Source organism: Pseudomonadota bacterium (genome assembly GCA_040752895.1).
In the GTDB taxonomy this organism is placed as follows: Bacteria; Pseudomonadota; Alphaproteobacteria.
The window spans coordinates 1-26456 of the sequence record JBFMHN010000005.1 but is presented as its reverse complement, the minus strand read 5'-3'; the positions used below and the strand labels follow the sequence as shown (position 1 = coordinate 26456).

Here is a 26456-nt window from a genome sequence, read left to right as displayed (position 1 = left end):
ATGGCCGGGAAATTGAAACGTTCGCCGCTGGCGCCAAAAGGGTTTCCCAAGCTTGGGCCCATCCCGGGCGTGCGCCTGAGTGCCGCGGCCTGCGGTATCCGTTACCATGGGCGGACCGACCTCCTGGGCGTCGAGCTGGCACCCGGGACGACGGTTGCCGGCGCCTTCACGCGTTCGAAGACGGCGTCTGCCCCGGTCGAATGGTGCCGCAAGCGCGTGCGCGCAGGCCAGGCGCGGGCCATCGTCGTTAATTCCGGCAACGCCAACGCCTTCACCGGCGAAGCCGGCCGTCGGGCGGTTCTTCGTACGGCGGCCGCCGCGGCGAAGGCGCTTGGCTGCTCTGAGAAAGAAATCCTGCTTGCCTCGACCGGCGTCATCGGAGAGCCGTTGCCGGTCGCCCGCATCGAGGCGGGGCTTCCCGATCTTGCCAAGCGGTTGCGGCCCACCGCCTGGCGGGCGGCGGCCGAGGCGATCCGGACGACGGACACCTTTCCAAAGGCGGCCTGCGCCCGCACGCGGATCGGCAAGACCCCGGTTTCGATCAACGGAATCGCGAAGGGCTCCGGCATGATCGCGCCGAACATGGCGACGATGCTGGCTTTCCTGTTCACGGACGCCAAGATACCGGCTCCGGTTTTGCGGAAATTGCTGAGCGAGGCGAACGCGCGGTCCTTCAATTCCATTACCGTGGACAGCGACACCTCGACGAGCGATAGCGTCTTTTTCTGCGCCACCGGGCGGGCCGATCCGCACCCGCCCGTCGGCGCGGCCTCCGACCCGCACCTCGCCGATTTTCGGAAGGCGCTTCAGGCGGTCATGGTTGATCTTGCCCAGCAGGTCGTGCGGGACGGCGAAGGTGCAAAAAAATTCGTCCGCATCACCGTCTCGGGAGCCGCTTCCGAGAAGGCGGCGCGCATCATCGGCCTTGCGATCGCGAACTCGCCCCTTGTCAAGACCGCCATTGCCGGCGAGGACGCGAATTGGGGGCGGATCGTGATGGCGGTCGGCAAATCGGGCGAGCGGGTCAACCAGGAGAAGCTCGACATCCGGATCGGGGGTGCAAAAATCACGAAGAAAGGCGCGCGCGATCCGAATTACCGGGAAGGGCCCGTCGCCCGGCACATGAAGGGGCGCGCGATCGAAATCGCGGTGGATGTCGGCGTTGGCCGGGGAAGCGCCACGGTTTGGACCTGCGACTTGACCCATGGCTATATCGACATCAACGCCGACTACCGAAGCTGACGCGCACCCGCTCGTGCTGGTGGTGGCAGCGGCGCTGGTGGACAGGGAAGGCCGCGTCCTTCTCGCCCGCCGCCCCGCGGGGCGGCCTTTCGCGGGTTTGTGGGAATTTCCAGGCGGCAAGGTGAAGGCGGGCGAATCGCCCGAGGCAGCGCTTGCGCGCGAACTTGCCGAGGAACTCGGGATCCAAGTCGCCATGCCCGCCCTGGCGCCGCTTACCTTCGCCTCCCACGCCTACGGCGATTTCCGGCTTCTCATGCCGCTCTATCTTTGCCGCGAATGGCAAGGCGAGCCGAGCCCGAGGGAAGGCCAGGCCATCCGTTGGGTCCGCCCCGATAGGCTGCAAGATTACCCGATGCCGCCGGCGGATGGGCCGCTCATCGCAAGGCTCAAGGCCCTGTTATGAAGGTGGAATCCAAGGCCCTGGTTGAAAGGGCCGAAAGGCACGCGCCGCAAGGGGGTTGCCCGGCCCGGCAGCTTGCTGCCATCTTCATCGGGGGCGAATCGCACCTGGAGAGGTTTGCCGGTTTTTTTTAAAACCATTGGAGGGATACACGATGGCTCCCGTCGAATTTATCTGTCTGTTGCAGCTTGCGGTCCTCGCCATTGTCATGGCGATGATACCCGTCGTCGGTAAAATTCAGACATGGGGAATCCGGCGCGTCGCCGGGCACCCGACGGCGGACGACGCGCCCCTTCCGGCTTGGGTGGGCCGCGCCGAGCGCGCCCATCTCAACCTGATGGAGAATCTCGTTCCCTTCGCCATCATTGTCGCCGGAACGATGTTCGGCGTCTCGAGCGAGACGACCCAGATGGGGGCGATGATCTTCGTCGTGGCGCGACTCGTCCAGGCTATCGTTCATATCTTCGGCATCCCGTGGATTCGCACCGCGGCCTTCCTGGTCTCGATCGGGGCGGAGATCGCCATGCTGGCCGAAATCGGCGTGCCCTACGTGCCGCTTCTCTTCGTCAAGTAGAGGGCGCAAGGAATCCCGCCCGGGTCTTTTACCAAACCAGGCTGGGGATGACGGCGATCGGGTGGAAGCCTTCGCGTTCGAGAAGGGCGGCAACGCGGCCCGGGTCGGGAAGCGTCTCGCGCAGGCCGGCGAGGCCAAGCTCGTCGGCGTGCAGGCCGCCCGTCACCAGCACGGAATCGAGCCCGGCGCGCGTCGCACCCTGGATATCGGTGGCAAGCGAATCGCCGATGACGAGGACGGCGCGGCGATCGGCAAGGTCCAGCATCCGCATGGCGTGGGCGAACACCGCCGGGTCCGGCTTGCCATGGTAGCGCACGTCTCCGCCCAGAGCTTCGTAGCGGGCGGCGAGCGCACCGGCGCAGAGGATGCGTTTTTTCCCGCGCAGCACCTCGCGGTCGGGGTTCGCGCAGACCATCGGCACCCCCGCCTTTGCGCCGCGCGCGAGGAGGTTCTCGTAATCGGCGAGCGTCTCCGCGTCGCGGTCGGTGCCGGTGTTCAGGATGAAATCGGCCGTCTCCGGCGTTTTCACCTCTCGCAGGTCGAGCCCCTCCAGCATGTTACGGTCGCGCGCCGGCCCGAGATGGAGACAGGCCCGGCCGAGTTTCGCGTGCCAGGGGTCCGTCCGCGTCCGCAGCGCCTGCCAGGCTTCCTCGCCGGAGGAATGGACGGCACCGTAGAGCGTCGGCGGGATACCCATCTTCTCCAGCTTCTCGGCCAGCACTGCCTTGCGCCGTGGCGCGTTCGAAAGCAAAAGAGTTAGCTTGCCGGCCGCCTTCAGCTGGGTAAGCGCGTGGACGGCGCCGGGGTAAGGCTTGAAGCCGTCGTGGACGACACCCCACAGGTCGAGGATGACGCCGGCGTAGGATTCGGAAAGACCGCGGATACCGGAAGCAAAGCGAAGGGTCATGGGGGGCACCTGATGGACCCACCCCTTCTGCCACGGCTGCCGTGGAAAGAAAAGACAAGGATGCTAGCGGCGGAGCTTCGGTTCTCCGAACAGGTAGCCCTGGCCGTAATCGATCGAGTCTTCCAGAAGGTCGATCAGGGTTGCCTCGTCTTCGATTTTCTCGACGATGAGGTCGATGCCATTCCGGAAGAAGGAATCCCGGATGGCCTTGATCGCATTCGGGTGGCCCTTCTCGCGCTTTTCCGCAAGCAGCGTCTCGATGTCGATTTTGACGAACTTGAAGCGCCGCGCGTGCAGCATGTCCAGATCGAAGTCGAGCTTCGTCACCTGGTCGATCCCGAAGCGGAAGCCAAGCTTGGCAAGACGCTGAAGCTCGCTTGCGATCTCGGGCCGCTGGAGAGGAAGGTCGGCTTGCGCGAATTCGAAGATGAGATGGGGCGCGAGTTCGGCGTTTGCCTCCATGAAATCGATAAATTCCCGGAAGAAAGCGCGGTCGGCAAGGGTGTGTTTCGAGATGTTGACGAAGAAACCAAAGCGCGCCTTGTTGCGCTGGCTGCGCACGATCTGGACGCAGCGGAACAGCAGCAGGTTATCGATCGGCGTGATCAGCCTTTCCTGCTCGGCGATCTTCAGGTAAAGGTCCGGTGTCAGAAAGGAGCCGTCGTCCGCGCGGATGCGCGAAAACGCCTCATAGAATTTCGGCTGGCGCTGCGGCAGCGAAACGACGGGCTGGAGGAAAAGGTCGATCCGATCCCGGCGCAGGGCGTCCTCCACCAGGGCGAGGACGGCGTCCGGCGACATGCGGATCGGGGTGGCCGTCTCGCCGGGGCGGGGGAAGGGCTTCTCGGCCGGTTTCGCCGCTTCCCGGTCGAGGGCGGTGGCGTGTTTTCCCGAAAACTGTTCGACAAGCTTTTGCAGGACACGGACTTCGGCGACGATGTCGCCGATCTTCTGCGGCGACTTGCCTTGCGTTTCTTCTACGAGAGCGTGGACATGACGGACTTCCTGCCGCGCGCGGTGGACTTCCTCGGCCATCTCGTCGCGAAACGCCTCCATGGCGACAAGCTGGGCCGTCGTCACCGCGTCGCGTTCGAAACGGGCGAGCACTTCGTGGAGGAGCGCGGCCGTCACCAGGAAAAGCCCGCCGATGATCAGCGCATCGCCCGGCGCGATGTCGGGGAAACCATAGGGAAGCGTAACGGCAAGGGCGATGGCGATCGCCGTGTAGGTCAGCGCGATGAGGGCATGTCGAAGGATAACCATCCGAAAAAGGGCGAACTCCTTGGGTGTTTTCGCCCCTATCCTTGCGCGGAAGGTCTTTAAAATGCGGTTAACAAAGGGTTTCAGCCGCTCCTTTCGCGGAGCGGGCGGAAGAAGGCCCGGATGTCCCGAACCAACGCTTCGGGCTGTTCGAGAGCGGCGAAATGGCCGCCTTTTTTCATTTCCGTCCAGTGCACGAGGTTATAGGCGCGCTCCCACCAGGCCCGCGGCGGCTGGGCATGCAGGTCAACCGGGAAATGGGCAAAGCCGGTCGGCACCGTGATTCGCTTTCCCTTCGGCAGCCGGCGTTCCTTGCCCAAGTGAACCGCGCGGTAGAACCAGTTGGCGGAATTGATCGTGCCCGTCACCCAGTAGATCATCAGGTTGGTGAGCAGCTGGTCCTTCGTGTAAACGGATTCGAGACCGGGGCCGATGTCGCTCCAGGCATGGAACTTTTCGACGATCCAGCCGGCGAGGCCGGCCGGCGAATCGGTCAGGCCGTAGCCCAGGCTTTGCGGCCGGGTGGTGTGTTGCAGGCTATAGGCGGCGACCTCCGTCCGCGAGGCGCGGACGGCCGCGATCCAGGCCTTTTCTTCCTTGGTGAGGGGGGGTGATGCGACCTCCGGTCCGGTGTCGATGCCAAGGCGGTTCAAGTGAATGCCGAGGAGGTGCGCGCCATGGTCGGCGGCCAGCCACGAGGTGACGAAGGCACCCCAGTCGCCGCCCTGGGCGCCGAATTTCGGATAGCCGAGCCGTTCCGTCATCAGCTCTTTCCAGAGCGCCGCCGTCGGGCGCGGGCCCAGCGCGCGCTTCGGGATCGAGGAAAAACCGTAACCGGGCAGCGAGGGTATGACGACGTCGAAGGCATCCTCCACCTCGCCGCCGAAACGCTCCGGGTGGGCAAGCGGCTCGAGGACGCCCATGAATTCGAAGAAGGAGCCCGGCCAGCCGTGGGTGAGGACAAGCGGCAGCGCCTGCGTCCCGCTGCCCTTTTCGTACACGAAATGGATGCGCTCGCCGCCCACGCGGGCGTGGAAGTGATCGAAGCGGTTGAGCCGGGCCTCCGCTTGCCGCCAGTCGTAGGCGTGGGCCCAGTAGTCGAGAAGTTCCTTGAGATAGGCAAGCGGCGTGCCGGATTCCCACCCCGCGCCTTCCGGCGCGCCGGGCCAGCGCGTCCGCTCAAGCCGCGCCTTCAGGTCCCTAAGGACGGCGTCCTCGACGTGAATCGTGAAGGGTTCGACTCCGGGTTTTTCCGTCATGCCGCTTTCCTTAATTTTATGGCGCTTCCGTCTCCCAGGCGCGGAAGGCGTCTTCGAGGCCGATCTCCCGCCACGCCTTGCGCGCTTTTGGCGCCTGCCCGTCGGCGCGGGCGGGGAACAGGACCTCGGTGAAGGTCCGGCCGTCCTGCGTCGCCTTTTGCAGGAAGCCGCGGGCGCGGATCTGGGGGTGTGCGGCAAGCGCGCCGGCCGGCGTCACCGCCTGAAAGCAGCACTCCGCGTCGGCCAGTCTCGCCTCCCATTCGGCTAAGGTGGCCGAAGCGAAGCAGGCCCGCAGCTCGGCGATCAGGGCCTCCTGGGGCAAAGGCTCGGACTGCCTGGATACCCAGTCCGGCCGGCCGGCCGCCGCGCAGAAATTCCGCCAGAATTTTTCCTCGATGGCGCCCAGGACGGCGAACCGGCCGTCTTTCGTCGCGTAGACCTGGTAGCAGGCAGCGCCGCCGTTCAAGGTATGGCACCGTCTGGCGATATCGGTGCCTTCCAGGTCGGCGGCGCTTAGGGCGAATTGCTGCCAGGGCAGGACCGCCTCGGCGATGCTGACATCGAGGAAGGCGCCGCGGCCCGTGTTCTCGCGGGCCAACAGCGCGGCCAGGATGCAAAGGGCGGCGTGCAGGGCTGCGGCGTGGTCGGCGACCGGCGGGAAGGCGAGGACGGGGCCGGCTTCGGTGCCGGAGGCGGCAAGCCCTCCCATCAGCGCCATGTAGGTCGCGTCGTGGCCCGGCGTGGCCGTCATTGGCCCATCCTGCCCATAGCCGGTCAGCGCGCAATGGACGAGGCGGGGGGCGATTTCCCGGACGCGGTCCTTCGGGAAGCCAAGCCGGGCCAGGACGCCGGGCCGGAAGGATTCGAGCAGCACGTCGGCCGACCGCAGCAGGCGTTCGAACGCCTCCCGGCCCGCCGCCGTCTTCAGGTCCAGACGAAGCGTTGCCTTGTTGCGGTTGATGGCCTTGTAGGGAAGCGAGACGCCGTCCGCGTCGAGGGGCGGCAGCGTCCGCATGGGGTCGCCCGCCAACGGCTCGATCTTGAGCACGCGGGCGCCCAAATCGGCGAGCATGCGCGTGGCGTAAGGCCCGGGGAGGTATTGCGAAAGGTCGAGGACCCGCCTTCCGGAAAGGGCGTTAAGCGGCATCGGTCCTGCGGTAGAGTCGAAAGACGCCCTGGGCGGTGGCCAGCACCGGTCCCTCGCGCGATCCTTCGCGTAAGGTCATCGAAGCGTAACCGATGGATTTTCCGCTATAGCGGATTTCGCTTTCGGCGATGAGGCATCCTTCGCGCACCGATCCCAGATAGTTGATGGAGAGGTTGACCGTGACGACGCGTTCCACGTCGCCGACCTTCCTGTAGAAGGTACTGCCGCCGACCGCGTCGAGAAGCGTCGCGACAAGCCCCCCGTGCAGCCTGCCGCGAGACCCCATATGCTTTTCCTCGACGTCGAGCCGAAGCACGAGGCCGTTTTCGTTTTCGCCGATATACTCATAGCCGACAAGCTTCTGGAAGGGGCCGTTCGCCTCCTGGATCTTGTTCAACGCCCTAGACCCCGACCTTGAAGTAATCCGGCTTTCCGGCCGGCCAGTTCTCTCCCCACAGGCGTTGGCCGCCGTCCACGTGGACGGTGTCTCCGGTGATGAACTTCCCGGAATCGGCGGCGAGATAAACGACCGCCTGGGCGACGTCGTGGATGTCGCCGGGGTGAAGCTGGACGTTGCATTGCTCGAAGCTGGCCAGGCCCTCCGGCGGGTATTGCCGGAAGCCGGGCGTCGCGACGGTGCCGGGGGCGACGCAGTTGACGCGAATGTTGTAGGGCGCCCATTCGATGGCCATGGATTGCGAAAGGTTGGTCACCGCGGCCCGCGCCGCGCCGGTGTGGGCGATGCCCGGCATGCCGCGTTCGAAGATGGCGACGATGTTGACGATGTTGCCCGGCTGGCCCTTGTCGCGCCAGCGCCGCGCCGCGCGCTGCATCATGTACCAGGTGCCGTTCAGATTGGTGTCGATGACGGCGTTCCACCCTTTGTCCGTGAAGTCGATCGCCGCCTGGGGGTATTGGCCGCCGGCGTTGTTGACGAGAACGTCCAGCCGGCCGCAACGGTCCCACACCTCGTCCATCAGCGACTCGACCTGATCGGGCTTGCGGATGGACAGGGTCTTGGCATGGACCGTGGCGCCCAAAGATTCGAAGAAACGGGTGGCGGTGGCGAGGCGGCCCTCGTCTCGCCCGCAGATGACGAGGGTGGCGCCGAGTCTCGCGAAAAGGGTCGCGATTCCGCGGCCAAGTCCGCTACCGGCGCCGGAGACGAGCACGACTTTTCCCGCAAAGAGGCCGTCCCGGTAAACGGTGGGGACGCCGCGCAGCTCCTCGTCGGACTGCCCAATGCTCCAGACGTCTTTTTCGGATGTGGCGTTCGACACGTAAGGCTCCCTAATTCGCGACCAGTCGCTTGGCGACTTCTTCAAGCATCACTTCCGTCGCCCCGCCGCCGATCGAAAGGATGCGGGCGTCGCGAACCATGCGTTCGATCGGCGTTTCGCGCAAATAGCCGGCGCCGCCATGGAACTGCTGGCAGGCGTACATGACCTCGTTCACGAGCTCGCCGCAGAAGGCCTTCACCATCGAAACTTCCTTCACGCAATCGCTCCCTTGCGCATCGAGCCAGGCGGCGTGGTAGACGAGCTGGCGCCCCGCCTCGACCTTGGAGGCAAGCGCCGCCAACCGTTGCCGGATCGCCTGAAGGTCGAACAGCACGCCGCCGAAGGCGCGCCGCGTCGTCACGTAGTCGAGGGTAAGCTCCAGCGCCTTGTCGCAGGAGCCGATGCACATGGCGCCGAGCACGGTGCGTTCGTTCTGGAAATTTTTCATGACGGCGTAGAAGCCCTTGTTTTCCTCGCCCAGCAGATTCTCCGCCGGCACGCGGCAGTCCTCGAAGATGAGCTCGGCGGTGTCGGAACAGAGCCAGCCCTGCTTCTTCAGCGGACGGCCGACCCGAAATCCGGGCGTGCCCTTCTCGACGATGAACATCGAAAGACCGCGCGAGCCTTTCGCGCGGGGGTCCGTCCGCGCCGCCGTGAAGAAAAGGTCTCCGTGCACGCCGTTCGTGATGAACATCTTGGTGCCGTTCAGCACGTAGAAATTCCCGTCGCGCATAGCGCGGGTCTTGATGCCGGCGACGTCCGAGCCGGCGTCCGGTTCCGTCACCGCGATTGCGGTGATGATCTCGCCCTTCGTGATTCGCGGCATGTACTTCTCAAGCTGGACCTCCGAGCCGGCGTTCGCGAGATGGGGCGAGCCCATGTCCGTATGGACGAGGACGGTGGCGGTGAAGCCGCCGAAGGTCGAACGGCCAAGCTCTTCGGCGAAAACGGCGGTCGCCAGCGTGTTGAGGCCGGCGCCGCCGTACTTTTCCGGGTAGGTGATGCCGAAAAAGCCCAAACGCCCCATCTTGCGGAGGACGTCGCGGGGGACCTTGCCTTCCTCTTCCCATTTCTCGCCATGGGGTTCGACCTCTTCCTGGACGAAGCGGCGGATCTGCTCCCGGAAAAGCTCAAGCTCTTCCGTCTGATAGATCGATTTCATTTCGCCATGTCCCGCAGGCCGGTCATACCCCCGCCTCTTCGGCCGGCCCGATCTCGATCAGCGGCGCCTTGTGGGGAACGGTCGCGTTCGTTTGGCAATGAATGGCCTGCACGACGCCGTTCTGGTCGGCGACCAGGTTATGGACAAGCTTCATCGCCTCCATGACGATCAAAAGATCGCCGGCCTTGACCGCTTCCCCCTTCTTGATCGCGATTTCGGTGATCAGCCCCGGCATCGGCGCATAGAGCGTATAGCCTCCGCCTTTGGGGGCGCTGGCCGCCGCTTCGGCGGCGAGGTGGGATTCGAGCGTGAAGGCGGCGTTCCGCCCTTCCGCCGCAACGTAGATGTGCAGGTCTTCGACTTTGGCTCGGAACTCGAAGGTCTCGCCTTCCATCCAAAGGCGAAAGCGTTGGCCGGAAAGGCGGGTCGCGCGGACGTCGAAGACGGCGTCCCCTTCCTCGATGCGGTAATGACCGGCGCGGCCGGCGATCTTGACCTGTTCGGCGACGTCGTCCCGCAGCAGCAGAATGTCCGTCACGCCGGGATGGCCGGCGCGATCGAGCAGCCGCCAGGAGCCGAGCGCGTGCCAGGGCGAGCCATGGCACGTTGCGCCGTCCACGGCGGCTTCCTCGAGGGTCAGCACGTAGGCGATTGCCGCCATGATGGCGTCCCGTTTCGAAACGGTCGGCTGCCAGCCTTCGGGAAAGGTTTCGGCAAGGTACTGGGTCGTGAGTTCTTTTTCCGAGAAGTTCGGATGCGCCAGCACGTCGGCGAGGAAGGCCGTGTTCGTGGCTACCCCGGCGATGGCGTAACGATCGAGCGCCGCGTGCAGGCGCCGCCGCGCGTCCTCGCGGTCTTTGCCGTGGGCGATCACCTTCGCGAGCATGGGGTCATACCAGGGGGAAACCTCGCTTCCCGCGGCGATGCCGCTGTCCACGCGCACGCCGTTTCCGCGCGGTTCGTCGTAGAGCGCGATGCGGCCGATCTCGGGCCGGAAGTCAAAAGCCGGCGCCTCCGCGTTCACCCGCGCCTCGATCGCCCAGCCGGAAACGGCAACGTCCCCTTGCCCGAGGGAAAGGGGTTCTCCGGCCGCGATCCGCAATTGCAGTTCGACGAGGTCAAGCCCGGTCACCAGTTCCGTCGTCGGATGCTCGACCTGAAGGCGCGTGTTCATCTCGAGGAAGTAGGCTTCCTCGCGGTCGGTGTCGTAGATGAACTCGATGGTGCCGAGAGAATCGTAGCGGATGGCCTTGGCCAGGCGGACGGCGTTCGCGAAAAGGGCCGCGCGCACCGGGTCGGGCAGGAAGGCGGCCGGCGCCTCTTCGATCAGCTTTTGATGCCGGCGCTGGATCGAGCATTCCCGCTCGAAGATGTGGATGACGTTGCCATGCTTGTCGCCGACGATCTGCACTTCGATATGGCGGGGCCGCCGGATCAGCCTTTCCAGAAGCACGGCGTCGTCGCCGAAGGCGGCCTTCGCTTCGCGGCGCACCTGGGCGAGGGTGGCCGGGAAGGCCTTCGCCTCCTCGACGATCCGCATCCCCTTGCCGCCGCCGCCGGCGGAAGCCTTGATGAGAAGCGGAAAGGCGATTTGCTTGGCCGCCTCGAGCAGCGTCGCTTCGTCCTGGTCGCCGTAATGGCCGGGGACGACCGGCACGCCGGCTTCCTCGGCGATGCGCTTCGATTCGATCTTCGACCCCATCCGGCGGATCGCCTCGGCGGAAGGGCCGACGAAGAGGATACCCGCCTTCTCGCAGGCATGGATGAGCGCCGTGCTCTCGGAGAGGAAGCCGTAGCCGGGGTGGATGGCGTCGGCCCGAAAGCGCTTTGCCGCCGCCACGATGGCTTCGGCGTCGAGGTAGCTTTTGGCGGCTTCCGCCGGGCCCACCCGAAAGGCCTCGTCGGCCAGCCGCGCATGGAGCGCGTCCTGATCGGCGTCCGAATAGATCGCGGCGGTTCGAATGCCAAGCCGCTTGCAGGTTCGAACGATGCGGACGGCGATCTCGCCCCGGTTGGCGATGAGCAGGCGCTGGATCATGATTTGGCTTTCCTCCACCACGGGGTTTTCTTTTCGAGGAAGGTCTGGATGCCTTCCTTGCCTTCCGCGGTTTCCCAGGCGTCGGCAAGCGCGGCGAGCGTATGGGCGCGGTTTTCATCGGCGCCGTGGGAAGCGACGTAATGGACAAGCCGCTTCGTCGCGGCGACGGCGCCCGGCGCGGCCTCGAGATGGGCCGCGACCTCCGCCTCCACCGCGGCGTCGAGCTGGTCGGGCGCGACGACGGCGCTGAGCAGGCCAAGCGCCTTCGCCTCTTCGGCCGAAAAGAGCCGCCCGCTGAAGAAAACTTTCCGCGCATTGGCCGGCCCCATCCGCCGAACGACGTAAGGCGAGATCGTTGCCGGCACCAGGCCGAGCCGCACCTCGGTTAGACCGAAACGCGCCGGGGCAACGCCGATGGCGAGGTCGCAGACGGCGATCAGGCCGGCGCCGCCGCCATAGGCCGGCCCGTTGACGCGCCCGATGAGGGGCTTCGGCAGCCGGTCGAGCGCGCCGAGCATATCGGCCAGCTCGCCCGCTTCCCGGACGCGTTCCTCGCGCGCCTTCGCGACGTTCCCCTGCATCCAGCGCAAGTCGCCGCCGGCACAAAAGCTTTTTCCTTCACCCGTCAGCACGACGAGGCGGATATCGGCGTCCTTCGCGATGGCGTCGGCCGCTCTTCGCAACTCGGCAATCATCTCGGCGTTCATCGCGTTGTGAACGTCCGGCCGGGCCAGGGTCAGCCGGCAAACGCCTCGGTCGTCCGTCGCCAGTCTGATCGTTTCGAAAGTCATGTTCGTTGATCTTCGGTCAAGGCCTACATCCGGTAGACGGGGTGATAGCCCGTCTCCGGTTCGAGCGTGGCGCCAAGCGACAGGCAAAGCCCCAGCACGTCGCGGGTCTTCGTGGGTTCGATCAGGCCGTCGTCCCAAAGCCGCGCCGTGATGTGATAGGGGTCCGCCTGTTCGGCGTAAAGCGCCTGCGTCTGCCGGGCGATTTCGGCGAGCTCTTCCTCCGTTACCTTGTCGCCGCCGATGCCCGCCTTCTTCACCTCCGTCATGACGACGACGGCGGTGTCACCGGACATCGTCGCGATGTAGCCCGTCGGCCAGGTGAAAAGGAAGTTTGGCATCAGGCCGGCGCCGCACATGCCGTAATTGCCGGCGCCGCAGGAACTGGCGAGGATGACGGAATATTTCGGAACGCGGGCGTTGGCGACCGCATAGACCAGCTTCGAGCTGTGCTTCGCGATGCCGCCTTCCTCGGCCTTCGAGCCGACCATGAAGCCGGTGATGTTGTGGAGGAAAAGCAGCGGAATGTTTCGCTGGCAGCATTTCTCGATGAAGTGGGCGCCCTTCAGCGCGCACTCCGAAAAAAGAATGCCGTTGTTCGCGAGGATGCCGACGGGATAGCCGTGGATATAGGAAATCCCGCACAGCAGCTCTTCGCCGAAATGCGGCTTGAATGCCTCGAAATCGCTGTCGTCCACGAGACGGGCGATGACCTCGTACATGTTGAAGACCTGCTTGCGGTCTTTCGGCACGATGCCGAGCAATTCCTCGGCGTCGTAAAGCGGCGGTTTCGGCGTCTTGATCTTGGCGTACGTCTTGAATTGCCAGTTCAGCCCGGCGACGGCGACGCGCAGCTTCGACAGGGCATCCGGCTCGCTCTCCGCGTAGTCGTCGGAAACGCCGGAGATGCGCGTGTGCATGACAGCCCCGCCCAGTTTCTCCGGATCCACGATTTCCTTGATGGCGGCCTTCACGATCTGGGGGCCGCCCAGATGGATGCGGGCCTGGCCCTTGACCATGACGACATAGTCGGCAAGGGCGGGGATGTAGGCGCCGCCTGCCGTCGAACCGCCGAAGACGGCCGCCAGCTGCGTCAACCCTTGGGCCGAAAGCCGGGCCTGCAAGTAGAAGGTGTGGCCGAAATGCCGGGCGCCCGAGAACACTTCGTCCTGGTGGGGCAGGAAGGCGCCGCCACTGTCCACGAGGTAGATGACGGGCAATTTCTGCTGGAGCGCGATTTCTTGGGCGCGGATGTGCTTCGTCACCGTTTCCGGGAAGAAGGTGCCGCCCTTCACGGTGGGGTCGTTCGCGATGATCACGCACGGGACGCCGGAAACGATACCGATGCCGGTGACGACGGTCGCGCTTTGGGCGGCGTTGTTGTATTTCCCCCAGGCGGCAAGAGTCGAAAACTCCAGGAAGGCCGTATGCGGATCGACCAGCATGTCGATGCGTTCGCGGGGCAGGAACTTGCCGCGGGTGTGGTTGCGCGCGATCTGCTTGTCGCGTCCGCCGGCCACCGCGTAGGCCTGCCGTTCGCGCAAGGTCTGCAACATGGCTTCGTAGTCGGCGCGGTTCTTCTGGAATTCCTCCGAGCGCGTATCAAGTTTCGATTCGATTCTTGCCATCGTCTTTCAATCCGTTCGGTAGCTGGGCGTGGGCTGGCTGGCGGATTTTACCGGATGGGCGCCGTCGAAAAGAATGTCCGCGTATGCCTTCGCTAATTTTTCGATCGCCCCTTTGTTAGGTTTATACCATTCGATTGCCCAATTCATCCCTCCGAAAGCGAGCAGACGTAGCGCCGTCAGGTTCAGATTTTCGCGGATCTCGCCCGCCGTCCTGGCCCGTTGATAGAAGTCCTTCCAGTACGCCTCGTAGGAACGCCGGACGCGCAGGTGCCGCTCTTGGATGGACTTGGGCGCCTGCCCGAAGACGCGGATATTGGCCGAGGTGTAATCCCCGAGCTTGAGAAGGGCGGTCAGGTGGGCCTCGAGGGCGACGCAAAAGCGCTCGCGCCAAGGGGTGCCGGCCGGCAGCTTTTCGACGCCGTCGCGGACGGCATCGAAGACGGCCTGGATGCCGATATCGAGCACTTCCTCCAGAATCTGTTCCTTCGAATCGAAGTGGTAGTAAACGCTGCCCGCCTTCATGCCGACGGCCGAGGCGATGTCGCGCAGCGTCGTCGCGTAATAGCCCTTGGCGCGGAAAAGAGCGGCCGCGGCGTCGAGGATTTCGCGGCGCGAGATGACGGATTTGGGCTTGGTCCGGTCGTCGGTCTCGGGCGAGGCTTTCATTTGCCAAGGGCCTCTTTTCTAACTAATATTCTAACTAGCATTAGCTAGGCCATAGGGGCGAGACCTGTCAAGGCAGCTTCTTGCCTGCGGTAAAAAAACCGGGGCCTTCGCGGCAACCGCGGCCAAGGCCGTGCCGCAAGCGAAGGGCATGGCGGCAAGCGCAGTGGAATAGGCGAATCAACCCGGGAGGACGAAGACGATGACGTACCAGGATTTGCTCTACGAGGTGAAGGGTGGGGTGGCGCGGATCACCATCAACCGGCCCGAGAGGATGAACGCCTTTCGTGCCGCGACCGTCGAAGAACTGCTCGACGCCTTCACCGAGGCAAGCTGGGACAAGGCGGTGGGCGTGATCGTGCTGGCCGGCGCCGGCGAGAAGTCTTTCTGTTCCGGCGGCGACCAGTCCGGCCATGAAGGGAGCTACGAGGGTAAAGGCATGATCGGCATGCCGATCGAGGCGTTGCAGCATGCGATCCGCGTCGCGCCGAAGCCGGTCATCGCCCGCGTTCAGGGCTATGCGATCGGCGGCGGCAACGTGCTCGCCACGCTCTGCGACCTCACGATCGCCTCCGAGAAGGCCCAGTTCGGCCAGGTCGGTCCCAAGATGGGCTCGGTCGACCCCGGCTACGGCACGGCCTACCTTGCCCGGGTCGTCGGCGAAAAGAAGGCGCGCGAGATCTGGTATCTCTGCCGCCGCTACACGGCAGCGGAAGCGCTCGCCATGGGACTCGTGAACGTCGTCGTGCTCCACGAGAAACTGGACGAGGAAGTGGACAAGTGGTGCGCCGAAATCCTCGACAAGAGCCCAACCGCGCTCGCCATTGCGAAGCGTTCCCTCAACGCGGACACCGATCATATCGGCGGCATCGCGGGTCTGGGCATGCAGGCGCTCGCTCTTTACTACGGCACCGCGGAATCCCAGGAAGGGGTCAATGCCTTCCTCGAAAAACGGAAGCCGGATTTCCGCAAGTTCGTGAAGTAGCGCGGCGCGTTCTCCTAGTGCCAGAAATATTTTGACGCTTTCGGGTCCGCGTGATCCGGGAACGGAAGATACCCCGTGCCCGAAAAAATCTTCTGCGGGATGACGGTCTGGGCGAAATTCCGCTTCGGGATTTCGTAGTAGTAGTTTGCGATGCGCTGGTCGATTTCCCAGATGTTCAGCTCGCGGCAGGCGTAGTCATAGAGGCCGGCCTTGCGCAGATGCGGGAGAAGGAAACCGACAAAATAGGTGTGGATCCCGTTCAAGATCAGTTCCCGCCGCGACATCCGGGCCGTCTTCTGGTACATCCGGAGGATGGCCCCGCGGATTTTTTCCAGATGGGGGCCGATCGCCCGGATGGGCAGCGGATGTATTTCTCCCATCGGGGTATCCCACTTCTCCCGGAAGAAGATGGCGCCGCCCTCGATGCCCGCAATGTAGTTTTTCGGGTTGGTGAAGGTGGTGCCGATATCGTTGACGCGGATCTCCCGGAGTCCGAGGGCCGTCGGATTGATCACGATGGCAAAGGAATAGCAGTAAGGCAACTCTTCGCAGACGTCGCTCCAGTGATAGATTTCCTCATTCACGAAAAGATCGCGAACAAGCAGGATTCGCCCGTCGGGCAACGGGTAGGGACCGGTGTCCCCGGCGCCCAGTCGGCAGTCGTAGTGGTCGAAGAAGGCCAGCAGTTCGGCCGCCGCGTTGAAAGCCACGAAGGCGTCGTATTTTTCCTTGTCGTCGCGAACGTCTTCGCATTCGGCCAGCAATTTATCGAGGATGGCCTGGTCGTGAATCGCGCAGCGGTAGCGGTTCTGGGAGTTGAAGATATAGCCGTCCTGCCGTTTTGCCCATAAGACGCGCTGCATGAATTTCAGCATCGTCGCGCTTTCCTCGACGTAGTCGCGGGGTTCGATCGCCTCCAGGGCCAGCAGGGCGCAGCGCCCCATCCCGAAGGCGACGCTGCCGATGCAGAAATCGTGCACGCAGTTGATCTTCGTGCCGATTTCCTTGCGGGCGCCGGCGCCGATTTCCATGACGCCCCGGGTGCCGATCTCGCGATGGATGGCGCGCATGATTTCCGGGTAGCGGTAAAAGCACTGTGCGAAGGCGAGGATTTCGTATTCCTGCCGCGGGATCATGCCGGAAACGCCTTCCGTCGCCCGCAGCACGACCATGTCCCACAGGCACCAGGCGATGTAGTTGTTGAAATCGTTGATTTCGTTGATCGTGAATTCGTCGCGCAGCACGTCGGCTTCGCTCAGGGGCTCCATGATCTTCGTTTTCATGCGTTGACGCATCAGGCGGTCGCCAAGGATTCCGTCCGGCACCGGCGGCAAGTCCGTGAAGTTGCCGGTATAGGCCAGGTTCATGAAACGCAGGCCCTCGTCGTCGGGCCTATAGCGATTCAGCCATTCGGCTTTTCTTTCCTGTGACATCGGTACCCTCCATGTGTTGACCGATCGGGCCCGTTGGGCGTCGTCGGCTTTTGTGCGTTTGTGTTAATTTTCTATGAGCTCCTCCAGCCGTCCGCTTTCGCTGCCCTTGCCTTTGCGGGAAGGGGCCTAGAGGCGGGCGGCGAGCCGCGTGCCGAGGTCGATCGCCCGCCGCGCGTCAAGCTCGAGCGCCTCTTCGGCACCGCCGATCAGGTGCGAGGAAACGCCCGCCTTCGTCAACGCGCCGTGCAGTTCGCGATTCGGTTCCTGCCCGGCGCAGAGGACGACGTTGTCCACCTCGAGAACCTTCTCCGCGCCGTCGGCGGTGGCGATGTGCAGGCCGCGATCGTCAATCTTGCGGTACGCCACGCCGCCCAGCATATGGATGCCGCGCTTTTGCAGCGTGAGCCGGTGAATCCAGCCGGTTGAGCGGCCAAGGCCTTTGCCGTGGGGTGTTGCCTTGCGCTGGAGAAGGTAGATCTCGCGCGGAATTTTCTCCGCCTCGGGTTTCCTAAGGCCGCCCGCCGCCGCGACCTTCCTGTCGACGCCCCATGCGCCCAGAAAGACGTCCACGTTCTGGCTTTCGGAAGGCCCTTCCGGGGTCGAGAGGCATTCGGCAACGTCGAAGCCGATGCCGCCGGCGCCGATGACGGCGACGCGCCGGCCGATCTTACCGGGGTGCAAGATGGCGTCTTCGTAGGAGACGACCATCGGGTGATCGATGCCGGAGATGGCCGGCCGTCGCGCCTTGACGCCGGTGGAAAGGATCACCTCGACGTAGTTGCCGGAAAGCAGTTCCCCGGACGTGGCCGGCGTGTTCAGCCGGACATTCACGCCGTGCTTGGCGAGCATCTTTCGGTAATAGCGAAGCGTCTCGTGGAATTCCTCCTTGCCGGGAATGCGGGCGGCGAGATTGAGTTGTCCGCCGATTTCCGACCCGGCTTCGAACAGCGTCACCTTGTGGCCGCGTTCGGCCGCCGTGATGGCGAAAGCCAGGCCGGCCGGTCCGGCGCCGACCACGGCGATCTTCTTGATTGCCTCGGCCGGACGGATCTCGAATTCAAGCTCGCGGCCGGCACGCGGGTTGACGAGGCAGGAGGCCGGGCGTTCGGTGAAGATGTAGTCGAGGCAGGCTTCGTTGCAGGCGATGCAGGTGTTGATTTCGTCGGCACGTCCTTCCCTGGCCTTCCGCACGAATTCAGGGTCGGCGAGGAAGGGGCGGGCCATCGAAACAAGGTCCGCCCATCCCTTCGCCAGAACGCGTTCGGCCACTTCCGGCGTGTTGATCCGGTTCGTCGCCACGACCGGAATCGCAAGCGCTTTCTTGACGTTCGCCGTTACCTCGACGAAGGCGGCGCGCGGCACCATGTGGGCGATTGTCGGAATCCGCGCCTCGTGCCAGCCGATGCCGGAATTGAGGATGGTAGCGCCCGCCGCCGCGACCGCCTTGCCCTGGAAGATGATTTCTTCCTGGGTGTTGCCGTCCTCGACGAGGTCGATCATGGAAAGCCGGTAAATGATGATGAAATCGTCGCCGACCGCTTTGCGCGTGCGCTTCATGATCTCGATCGGGAAGCGGATGCGGTTTTCGATGCCACCCCCCCAGCGGTCCTCGCGGCGGTTCACGTGGCGGGTCGTGAACTGGTTGATGAGGTAACCCTCCGAGCCCATGATCTCGACCCCGTCATAGCCGGCTTTGCGGGCGAGCACGGCGCAATCCGCGAAGTCCTGGATGGTCTTTTCGATGTCCTCTTCCGTCATCGCCTTCGGCGTCACCTTGCTGATCGGCGAGCGGATGGCCGAGGGCGCCAAGGCATGGTCGAGTTGGGAATAGCGGCCGGGGTGGAGAATCTGGAGGCAGATGACGCCGCCTTTCCCATGGACGGCATCCGTCACCTTGCGGTGCTCGGCGACTTCTTCCGCTGTCGTCAACTTGCCGCAGCCGGGGCCGAGGACGCCTTCCGGGTTGGGGGCGAAGCCGCCGCTCACGATGAGGCCGACCTCGGCGCGCGCGCGTTCGGCATAGAAGGCGGCAAGCTTCGCGAAGCCGTTCGCCTCGCCCTCGAGCCGCATATGCATGGAGCCCATGACGACCCGGTTCCTGAGGGTGCGGAAGCCCAGATCGAGGGGTTTGAGCAGGTGAGGGTAGGGCATCGGGAAAGAATTTAACTCCTAAATTCTAACTAACGTAAGGTTGAAATTGAGGCCCTGTCAATCTATCATACTCCCACCATACGGAAACTCCGCCGCCGGGTGGCCAAGAACTCCGGCCCGAAAAACCTGAAGGAATGAACCGTGGCCCTCGATCCCGACACGTTTCGACAGTTTCTCGACACCATCCACCGCTTCGTCAACGAGCGGTTGATCCCCGCCGAGGCCCGCGTCTCGGAAGAAGACGTCGTGCCATCGAAAATCATCGAGGAAATGCGTGAGCTTGGCCTGTTCGGCCTGACGGTGCCGGAGGCCTATGGCGGCATCGGCTTGACGACGACGGAAGAAGTGCGGGTCCTGTTCGAGCTCTGCCGCGCCTCGCCCGCCTTCCGCTCCGTCATCGGCACGAATATCGGCATTGGTTCGCAAGGCATCGTCATGGACGGCACCGAGGAACAGAAACGGAAATACCTTCCCAAGATCGCCTCCGGCGAGACGATCATCTCTTTCGCGCTGACCGAACCGGATTCCGGTTCCGACGCGGCTTCCCTGCGCACGACGGCCATCCGTGACGGCGATGTGTATGTTGTCAACGGGACGAAGCGCTTCATCACGAACGCCCCTCACGCCAAGGCCTTCACCCTGATGGCGCGGACCGACCCTGCGACGAAGGGCGCCAAAGGGGTTTCCGCCTTCATCGTCGATCGCGATCTGGCGGGCATTTCCATCAGCAAGCCCTACAAGAAGATAGGCCAGCAGGGCGCGCACGTCTGCGACGTCATCTTCGAGGATTGCCGGGTGCCGGCGTCCGCCCTGATCGGGGGCAAGGAAGGAATGGGTTTCAAGACGGCGATGAAGGTGCTCGATCGCGGGCGCATCCACATCTCCGCCGTCTGCGTCGGCGTCGCCGAGCGCCTGATCGCGGAGTCTCTGGCTTACGCCATCGAACGCAAACAGTTCGGCGAGCGGATTGCCAATTTCCAACTCGTCCAGGCGATGCTGGCCGACAGCCGGACCGAGGCGTACGCCGCAAAATCCATGGTGCTGGACGCGGCCAGGCGCCGGGATGACGGCGAAAAGATCAGCACGGAAGCTGCCTGCTGCAAATACTTCGCGAGCGAGATGGTCGGGCGCGTCGCCGACCGCGCGGTGCAGATTCACGGCGGTTCCGGCTACATCGCGGAATACCCGGTCGAGCGATTCTACCGGGACGTGCGGCTCTTCCGCATTTACGAAGGCACCTCGCAGATTCAGCAGCTCGTCATCGCCAAGGCCATGATCCGCGAGGCCGAAGGCTGACGGGGATCGGGGGAAACCGGTGGACTTTCGATTTAGCGAGGAACAGGAGGCGCTCCGTGAAAGCGTCCTAAAATTCGCGCGCGAACGGTTGCTGCCGGACTATATGCGGCGCGAGAAGGAAGGCCGTTTCGACCGCGCGCTTGTCCGCGAGATGGGGGCGCTCGGCATGGTGACCCCCAACCTGCCGGAGGACTTGGGCGGCATGGGGGCCGATGCGGTGACCTGCGGCCTGATCACGGAGGCGATTGCCACCGGCGACTTCAACCTTTCCTATCTGCCCCTGCTTGGCGCCCTGCTCGGCGGCTTGCTCGCCCGGCATGGGCAACCGCGGGTGGTCGGGAAATGGGTGCCGAGGATCGCCCGCGGCGAAGCGCTGATCGCGCTCGGCTTAACAGAACCCGGCGTCGGCTCGGACGCGGCGAGGCTCAAGCTGAAGGTTCGGCGCGACGGCAACGGCTATGTCCTGAACGGCGAGAAGACCTCGATCTCGGCCGCCGACCAGGCGGACATCGCCATCGTCTTCGGCCGCACCGGGCGCGAGGAGGCGGGCGCCAAGGGGATTTCCGCCTTCCTCGTCGAACTCGACCGGGAAGGCGTCACCCGCACCCGCTTCGAGGACGTGGGCTCCGCCATCGTCGGGCGCGGCTCGCTCTTCTTCGACGACGTTCGGGTCGAGGGGGACGCGCTGCTCGGCGAAGAGAACGCGGGCTTCTCCCAGATCATGCGGGGCTTCGATTTCAGCCGCGCGCTCATCGGGCTGCAATGCCTGGGTGCTACGCGCGCCTCCCTCGACGAGACGTGGGCCTACGTGCAGGAGCGCGAGGCGTTCGGCGCGCCATTGGCGAAATTCGAAGGCGTCACCTTTCCCCTGGCCGAGGCGGAGGCGCTGTTCGAGGCCTGCCGGCTGCTTTGCTACAAGACGCTTTGGCTGTGCGACCAGGGCTTGCCGCACACGGCGGAAGCCGCGATGTGCAAATGGTGGGCGCCGAAGCTTTCCTTCGACATTTTGCACCAATGCCTGCTGCTGCACGGCCATTACGGCTATTCGAAGGAGACGGCCCACCAGCAGCGCCTGCGCGACGTGCTTGGCCTCGAAATCGGCGACGGCACCGCCCAGATCCAGAAGATCATCATCGCCCGCGAGCGCATCGGGCGCATCGCCGTGCCGTATTGAGGGTTTCTACGGAAAGGCCTTGGCGGCGAGGAGCGCGGCTGCCAGCAGCAGGCCCGCCCACGCGTTCGATCGGAATTTCCTGAGGCAGTCGGCCGGCTCGGCGGTCCTTACGCCTGCCGCCTGCCAGAGCAGTTGCGCGGCGAGGCCGACAAGGCCCGCGTAGAAGGGCCAGGCAAGGCCCGCCAGCCAGCCGGCGCCGGCGAAGAAAAGAACGGCGGCGCCGTAGGCAAACAACAGAAAAACCCGCGCCCTTTCCTTGAGCAAGAGGGCCGTCGAGCGGACCCCGATCCGCAGGTCGTCCGCTTTGTCCTGGCAGGCGTAGATCGTGTCGTAGCCGAGCGTCCAGAAGAAGGCGCCGGCGTAAAGGGCGAAGGCGGCAAGGTCGAGGCCTCCCTTCACCGCCGTCCAACCCAAAAACGCTCCCCAATTAAAGGTAAGCCCGAGGATGGCTTGCGGCCAATCTGTATAGCGCTTCGCAAACGGGTAGAGAACGACGAGGACGAGGGAGGCAAGCCCGAGCAGAACCGTGAAGCGGTTGAAGCAAAGCAGCACGCCAAAGCTTGCCAGCAGCAGCCCGCCTAGGAAAAAATACGCGTTGGCCAGGGAAACCGCGCCGGAAGGCAGGGGCCGGTTTCGCGTGCGCGCGACTTGCCGGTCGATGTCGCGGTCCACGATGTCGTTCAAGGTGCAACCGGCGCTCCGCATGAGGACGGCGCCCATCGCGAAGAGGAAAAGCAGGAAAGGGTCCGGCCAGGCGGGCGAGGCGATCGTCACGCCGAAGGCGCAGGGCAGGAAAAGCAGCCAGATGCCGACCGGGCGGTCGAGCCGCGCGAGCTTCAGATAGGGGCGGAGGGCGGCGGGCGCGAAGCGATCCACCCAGCCATCGGCCGAGGTATCCGTCGCGGCGGTTTTGACGGGGCCCGTCATCGGCTAAGGTCTAGTCGTTCCGTTGACACTTCTCAAGGTCGGACGAAAGCACGCCCATGGCCATCCGCCTGTTCGTCGAGGAAAGGCTGGAAGAAAACCGGGTCCTCGAACTGGGACCTGGGCAAACCCATTATTTGAGTCATGTCATGCGCCTCGCACCGGGCGATCGTCTCCGCCTTTTCAACGGCCTCGACGGCGAGTGGGAGGGCAGGATCGAAGCCTTGGCCAAGAAGCGAACGACGGTTCTTCTGGAACGCCGCAGGTGCGCGCAAACGAAGGTGCCCGACCTTTGGCTGCTGTTCGCGCCCATCAAGGGGGGGCGCATCGACACGCTGGTCGAGAAGGCGACCGAGCTTGGCGTGGCACTTCTCAAGCCGGTGATGACGGAACGGACGGTCGTGAGGCGCGTCAACCTTGAACGGCTGCGCGCCCAGGCGATCGAGGCGGCCGAACAAACGGGTCGCCTCTGCGTGCCGGAACTCTGCGCGGCGGAGCCGCTCTTCAAGGCGCTCGCCGGGTGGCCGGAAACGCGCCGTCTTCTTCTTTGCGATGAAACCGGAAGCGGCCCGCCGATCCTGGAGGCGCTCCGCGAAGCGAAGCCGACGCCTTCCTGGGCCTTGCTGACCGGTCCGGAAGGGGGCTTCGCGAAAGATGAGCTTGACGCCCTTCGCGGGCTTCCCTTTGTTACGTCGGCAAGTTTGGGCCCCCGCGTCCTGCGCGCCGACACGGCTGCGATCGCCGCGCTTACCTGCTGGCAGGCGGCGCTCGGCGATTGGCAGTCGCGGCCGGCCTTTCGGGCCGCAGACGCGACACAAGGAAACCTAAAGATGCCAAGGCCATGAGCGCACCACCGATCGGCTCGGACGTCGTCGTCACCCATAAGTCGCAACTCGTCGAAGACCTGGCCGCCGGCTGCAAGCCACCGCACCTTTGGCGGATCGGGACGGAGCACGAGAAGTTCGTGTTCCGCAAGCGCGACCTCACGCCGGCGCCCTACGAGGGACCGGACGGCATCCGCGCCGTTCTCGAGGGCATGCGGCAATTCGGCTGGGAGTTGGTTGTGGAGGCGGACAATCCGATTGCGCTCGCCAAGCCCGGCTTTGGGTCCATCACGCTGGAGCCGGGAGGGCAGTTCGAGCTTTCCGGCGAGCCGCTGACGACGCTGCACGAGACGTGCGTCGAGGTGGCCGAGCACCGCGCACAATTGCGGGCCGTGATCGATTCCTTGAACCTCGGGCTTCTCAATCTGGGGTTCCTGCCGAAAGGGTCCCGCGCCGAGATGCCGTGGATGCCGAAGGCGCGCTACCGCATCATGCGCGCCTACATGCCGAAGAAAGGCGCGCTCGGGCTCGACATGATGCTGCGCACCTGCACGGTGCAGGTCAATCTCGACTTCGGGTCCGAAGCGGACATGGTGGAAAAATTCCGCATCTCCATGGCGCTGCAGCCGGTGGTGACGGCGCTCTTTGCAAACTCCCCCTTCGTCGAAGGCAAGCCCAGCGGGTATTTGAGCTACCGCTCCCACGTCTGGGCGCACACCGACCCCGACCGTTGCGGGCTGCTGCCCTTTGTCTTCGATCCCGGCATGGGGTTCGAGCGCTATGTGGATTATATGCTCGACGTGCCGATGTATTTCGTCTACCGCGACGGCAACTATCTCGACGCCTCCGGGCAAAGCTTCCGCGACTTTCTCGCCGGCAAGCTTCCCGCCCTGCCGGGGGAGTCGCCGACGCTTGGCGACTGGGCGGACCATCTAACGACCGCCTTTCCCGACGTGCGGCTGAAGCATTTCCTCGAGATGCGCGGGGCAGGTGCTGGTCCGGGACCTTTCCTGTGTGCGCTGCCCGCCTTTTGGGTGGGGCTTCTCTATGACGGCGAGGCCCAGCGCGCCGCGCTCGATCTCGTGAAGGGCTGGGGGATCGCGGAGCAGCGCGCGTTGCGCGAGGAAGTGCCGAAGCAGGCGCTCAAAGCTGCAATTCACGGGCGAACGGTGCAGGCGGTCGCCCTCGACGCTTTGGCGATCGCCCGGGCCGGCCTCAAGCGCCGCGCCCGTTTGGATGCGTGCGGCAGGGACGAAAGCCACTTCCTCACCCCCTTAGATGAGGTAGCGGCCGCCGGCGTGACACTGGCCGAACGCCTTCTCGATCGTTATGCCCGGGAATGGGGCGGCCGGATCGAGCCGATCTACGACGTCTGCGCCTATTAAGCCTGGCCGCCCGCAGCCAACGCCTTCCGCAACGCCCGGCATCGCTTACGCCGCCGTGCCGCCGACGGTTAGGTGGTCGATGAGCAGCGTCGGCTGGCCGACACCGACCGGCACTCCCTGGCCTTCCTTGCCGCAGGTGCCGATCCCGGGATCGAGTTTCAAGTCGTTGCCGATCCGGGAGACCCTGGTAAGCACGTCGGGCCCGTTGCCGATGAGGGTCGCTCCTTTGACCGGACGGGTGATGCGGCCGTCCTCGATCCGATAGGCCTCGGTCGCCGAGAAGACGAACTTGCCGGACGTGATGTCGACCTGGCCACCGCCGAAGCTCACGGCGTAAAGCCCTTTCTTGACCGAGCGGATAATTTCTTCCGGATGGGCGTCGCCGGCCAGCATGTAGGTGTTCGTCATGCGCGGCATCGGCTTGTGGGCGAAGCTTTCGCGCCGGCCGTTGCCGGTCGGCCGCATGCCCATCAGGCGGGCGTTCTGGCGATCCTGCATGTAGCCCTTGAGGATGCCGTCCTCGATAAGGACGGTCCGTTCGGTGGGCGTACCTTCGTCGTCGATGGTGAGCGAGCCGCGGCGGTTCTTGAGGGTGCCGTCGTCGACGACGGTGACCCCTGCCGCCGCTATGCGTTCCCCGATGAGGCCGGCAAAGGCGGAGGTTTTCTTCCGGTTGAAATCGCCCTCGAGGCCGTGGCCGATCGCTTCGTGCAGAAGGATGCCGGGCCAACCCGGCCCCAGCACGATCGGCATCTCGCCGGCCGGGGCGGGAACGGATTCGAGATTGACGAGGGCCTGGCGCAGGGCCTCGTCCACCTCTGCCCGCCAGTGCGCCGGGTCGAGCCAGGCGTCGTAGGCGGCGCGCCCGCCGGCGCCGCTGCTTCCGGCTTCCATCCGCTCGCCTTGGCCAACGACGATGGCGACGTTCAGACGGACAAGCGGGCGCAGATCGCTAGCGCTTTCGCCACCGGCGCGGAGAATCTCGACGGCCTGCCACTCGCCGGCGAGCGAGGCCGTGACCTGGCGAACGCGCGGGTCCTTCTGGCGGGCGTAGGCGTCGATCTCGGCCAACAGCTGCACCTTGCGCGTGAAGTCAACGCGCTCAAGCGGGTTGGCGTCGGTATACAGGTGCCGGTTCGTGCGTGCCGGCGCCGCCAGCAGCGTGCCGCCCTTGCCTTCGCGGACCGCCTTGACAGTCTCCGCCGCGCGGGCAAGCGCTGTCTCCTCGAGGGTCGAGGCGTGGGCATAGCCGGCGGCCTCGCCCGCGATCGCCCGCAGCCCGAAGCCGTGCGAGGAATCGAAGCTGGCGTTTTTTAGCCGGCCGTCGTCGAAGACGAGGCTTTCGGATTGGCGGAATTCAAGAAAAAGCTCGCCATCGTCGGCACCCTTGAGCGCGTCGTCCACGAGGCGGGTGACGCGGGCCCGGTCAAGGCCTGCATGGCGGAAGAAAAGTTCATCCGTGGTCGGCTGCTCGGCCACCCTTGCCCTCCGTTCTGACTGGCGTTCTGACGGGTCTTCGCATCCGGGAAAAATTCAGGCGCAATAGGACCGAAATGCGACCATCTCGAAACATTTCCAAAACCCATTCCCGGTCTCGGGGTACTCCCTCGGCGCAGCTTAAGTCTGCTGGGTTTTCAGAGCCTTCGGCAAGGTGAATCTTTTTTGCGCGAGAAGCAGACTCTGTTATAACTGCCGGCCAGTAGGGGGCGACACAAGCCATCTCGGCAGCGCCTAGGTTGATCAAAGTGTTTGGACCGGGGGAACGGTTTGGTTCCCCTGAAACCCATCGGTTATAGGGAGGACCGGGACCCATGCCTTGCGGTTGGCGACTTCTTGGCTTTACAGCGTTTGCGCTTCTTGGCTTTGGCGTCTCGATGGATGCGATGGCGGACCAGCCGAGGCCTTGGGAATTCGGGATGCAGACCGCCGTGACGCC

The 26456-nt window shown here is 64.7% G+C and carries 23 protein-coding genes; 8 read left to right on the top strand and 15 right to left on the bottom strand.

The window, feature by feature from the left end:
• The 3 genes from argJ (at position 1) to AB1781_09320 (ending at position 2216) form a co-directional block, all read left to right on the top strand.
• Complete coding sequence (gene argJ, locus AB1781_09330) at positions 1-1242, top strand: bifunctional glutamate N-acetyltransferase/amino-acid acetyltransferase ArgJ (GenBank protein ID MEW5704767.1); 1242 nt, start codon at positions 1-3, stop codon at positions 1240-1242.
• A complete protein-coding gene (gene mutT, locus AB1781_09325) occupies positions 1205-1645 on the top strand; it encodes an 8-oxo-dGTP diphosphatase MutT (protein MEW5704766.1) in 441 nt (146 codons plus the stop codon). Before argJ ends, mutT begins: the two co-directional genes overlap by 38 nt.
• Positions 1646-1796: 151 nt before the next feature.
• On the top strand, positions 1797-2216 hold the full coding sequence (locus AB1781_09320; protein MEW5704765.1) for an MAPEG family protein: 420 nt from the start codon (positions 1797-1799) through the stop codon (positions 2214-2216).
• A 28-nt stretch (positions 2217-2244) separates the two neighbouring features.
• Here the strand turns inward: AB1781_09320 and AB1781_09315 are convergent, their stop codons facing one another.
• The 11 genes from AB1781_09315 to AB1781_09265 all read right to left on the bottom strand — a co-directional run bounded on the left by AB1781_09315 (position 2245) and on the right by AB1781_09265 (position 14351).
• Complete coding sequence (locus AB1781_09315) at positions 2245-3123, bottom strand: TIGR01459 family HAD-type hydrolase (GenBank protein ID MEW5704764.1); 879 nt, start codon at positions 3121-3123, stop codon at positions 2245-2247.
• Positions 3124-3186: 63 nt separating this feature from the next.
• Positions 3187-4386: an EAL domain-containing protein gene (locus tag AB1781_09310; GenBank protein ID MEW5704763.1), complete on the bottom strand. Its 1200-nt coding sequence runs from the start codon at positions 4384-4386 to the stop codon at positions 3187-3189.
• Between the two features lie 80 nt (positions 4387-4466).
• A complete protein-coding gene (locus AB1781_09305) occupies positions 4467-5642 on the bottom strand; it encodes an epoxide hydrolase family protein (GenBank protein MEW5704762.1) in 1176 nt (391 codons plus the stop codon).
• 16 nt (positions 5643-5658) lie between these two features.
• A complete protein-coding gene (locus AB1781_09300; protein ID MEW5704761.1) occupies positions 5659-6789 on the bottom strand; it encodes a CoA transferase in 1131 nt (376 codons plus the stop codon).
• Positions 6779-7186, bottom strand: a complete 408-nt coding sequence (locus tag AB1781_09295) for a PaaI family thioesterase (protein ID MEW5704760.1) — start codon at positions 7184-7186, stop codon at positions 6779-6781. The genes AB1781_09300 and AB1781_09295 overlap by 11 nt, the downstream gene beginning before the upstream one ends.
• A 4-nt stretch (positions 7187-7190) precedes the next feature.
• Complete coding sequence (locus tag AB1781_09290; GenBank protein ID MEW5704759.1) at positions 7191-8069, bottom strand: SDR family oxidoreductase; 879 nt, start codon at positions 8067-8069, stop codon at positions 7191-7193.
• Between the two features lie 10 nt (positions 8070-8079).
• Positions 8080-9231, bottom strand: a complete 1152-nt coding sequence (locus AB1781_09285; protein ID MEW5704758.1) for an acyl-CoA dehydrogenase family protein — start codon at positions 9229-9231, stop codon at positions 8080-8082.
• Between the two features lie 22 nt (positions 9232-9253).
• Positions 9254-11269, bottom strand: coding sequence for a biotin carboxylase N-terminal domain-containing protein (locus tag AB1781_09280; protein ID MEW5704757.1), 2016 nt, complete (start codon positions 11267-11269; stop codon positions 9254-9256).
• Positions 11266-12060: a crotonase/enoyl-CoA hydratase family protein gene (locus tag AB1781_09275; protein ID MEW5704756.1), complete on the bottom strand. Its 795-nt coding sequence runs from the start codon at positions 12058-12060 to the stop codon at positions 11266-11268. Before AB1781_09275 ends, AB1781_09280 begins: the two co-directional genes overlap by 4 nt.
• Before the next feature lie 23 nt (positions 12061-12083).
• Complete coding sequence (locus AB1781_09270) at positions 12084-13685, bottom strand: carboxyl transferase domain-containing protein (protein ID MEW5704755.1); 1602 nt, start codon at positions 13683-13685, stop codon at positions 12084-12086.
• A 6-nt stretch (positions 13686-13691) separates the two neighbouring features.
• Positions 13692-14351: a TetR/AcrR family transcriptional regulator gene (locus AB1781_09265; protein MEW5704754.1), complete on the bottom strand. Its 660-nt coding sequence runs from the start codon at positions 14349-14351 to the stop codon at positions 13692-13694.
• Between the two features lie 199 nt (positions 14352-14550).
• Between AB1781_09265 and AB1781_09260 the strand changes: the two genes are divergently transcribed.
• On the top strand, positions 14551-15333 hold the full coding sequence (locus AB1781_09260) for an enoyl-CoA hydratase-related protein (GenBank protein MEW5704753.1): 783 nt from the start codon (positions 14551-14553) through the stop codon (positions 15331-15333).
• A 14-nt stretch (positions 15334-15347) separates the two neighbouring features.
• On the opposite strand, the gene AB1781_09255 is transcribed toward AB1781_09260, so the two are convergent.
• Positions 15348-16766, bottom strand: a complete 1419-nt coding sequence (locus AB1781_09255) for a hypothetical protein (protein ID MEW5704752.1) — start codon at positions 16764-16766, stop codon at positions 15348-15350.
• A gap of 126 nt (positions 16767-16892) precedes the next feature.
• Positions 16893-18917, bottom strand: coding sequence for an NADPH-dependent 2,4-dienoyl-CoA reductase (locus tag AB1781_09250; protein ID MEW5704751.1), 2025 nt, complete (start codon positions 18915-18917; stop codon positions 16893-16895).
• Between the two features lie 141 nt (positions 18918-19058).
• Between AB1781_09250 and AB1781_09245 the strand changes: the two genes are divergently transcribed.
• Both AB1781_09245 and AB1781_09240 read left to right on the top strand, forming a co-directional pair.
• A complete protein-coding gene (locus AB1781_09245) occupies positions 19059-20213 on the top strand; it encodes an acyl-CoA dehydrogenase family protein (GenBank protein MEW5704750.1) in 1155 nt (384 codons plus the stop codon).
• Positions 20214-20232: 19 nt separating this feature from the next.
• Complete coding sequence (locus AB1781_09240) at positions 20233-21387, top strand: acyl-CoA dehydrogenase family protein (GenBank protein MEW5704749.1); 1155 nt, start codon at positions 20233-20235, stop codon at positions 21385-21387.
• A gap of 6 nt (positions 21388-21393) precedes the next feature.
• Here AB1781_09240 and ubiA read toward each other — a convergent pair whose 3' ends face one another.
• A complete protein-coding gene (gene ubiA, locus AB1781_09235; GenBank protein MEW5704748.1) occupies positions 21394-22314 on the bottom strand; it encodes a 4-hydroxybenzoate octaprenyltransferase in 921 nt (306 codons plus the stop codon).
• 56 nt (positions 22315-22370) lie between these two features.
• On the opposite strand from ubiA, the gene AB1781_09230 reads away from it, so the two are divergent.
• On the top strand, positions 22371-23156 hold the full coding sequence (locus AB1781_09230; protein ID MEW5704747.1) for a 16S rRNA (uracil(1498)-N(3))-methyltransferase: 786 nt from the start codon (positions 22371-22373) through the stop codon (positions 23154-23156).
• Positions 23153-24520 carry a glutamate--cysteine ligase gene (locus AB1781_09225; protein ID MEW5704746.1) on the top strand — a complete coding sequence of 456 codons (1368 nt, stop codon included), beginning with the start codon at positions 23153-23155 and terminating at the stop codon, positions 24518-24520. Before AB1781_09230 ends, AB1781_09225 begins: the two co-directional genes overlap by 4 nt.
• Positions 24521-24565: 45 nt before the next feature.
• Here AB1781_09225 and tldD read toward each other — a convergent pair whose 3' ends face one another.
• Complete coding sequence (tldD, locus tag AB1781_09220) at positions 24566-25999, bottom strand: metalloprotease TldD (GenBank protein ID MEW5704745.1); 1434 nt, start codon at positions 25997-25999, stop codon at positions 24566-24568.
• Positions 26000-26456 lie beyond the last annotated feature (457 nt).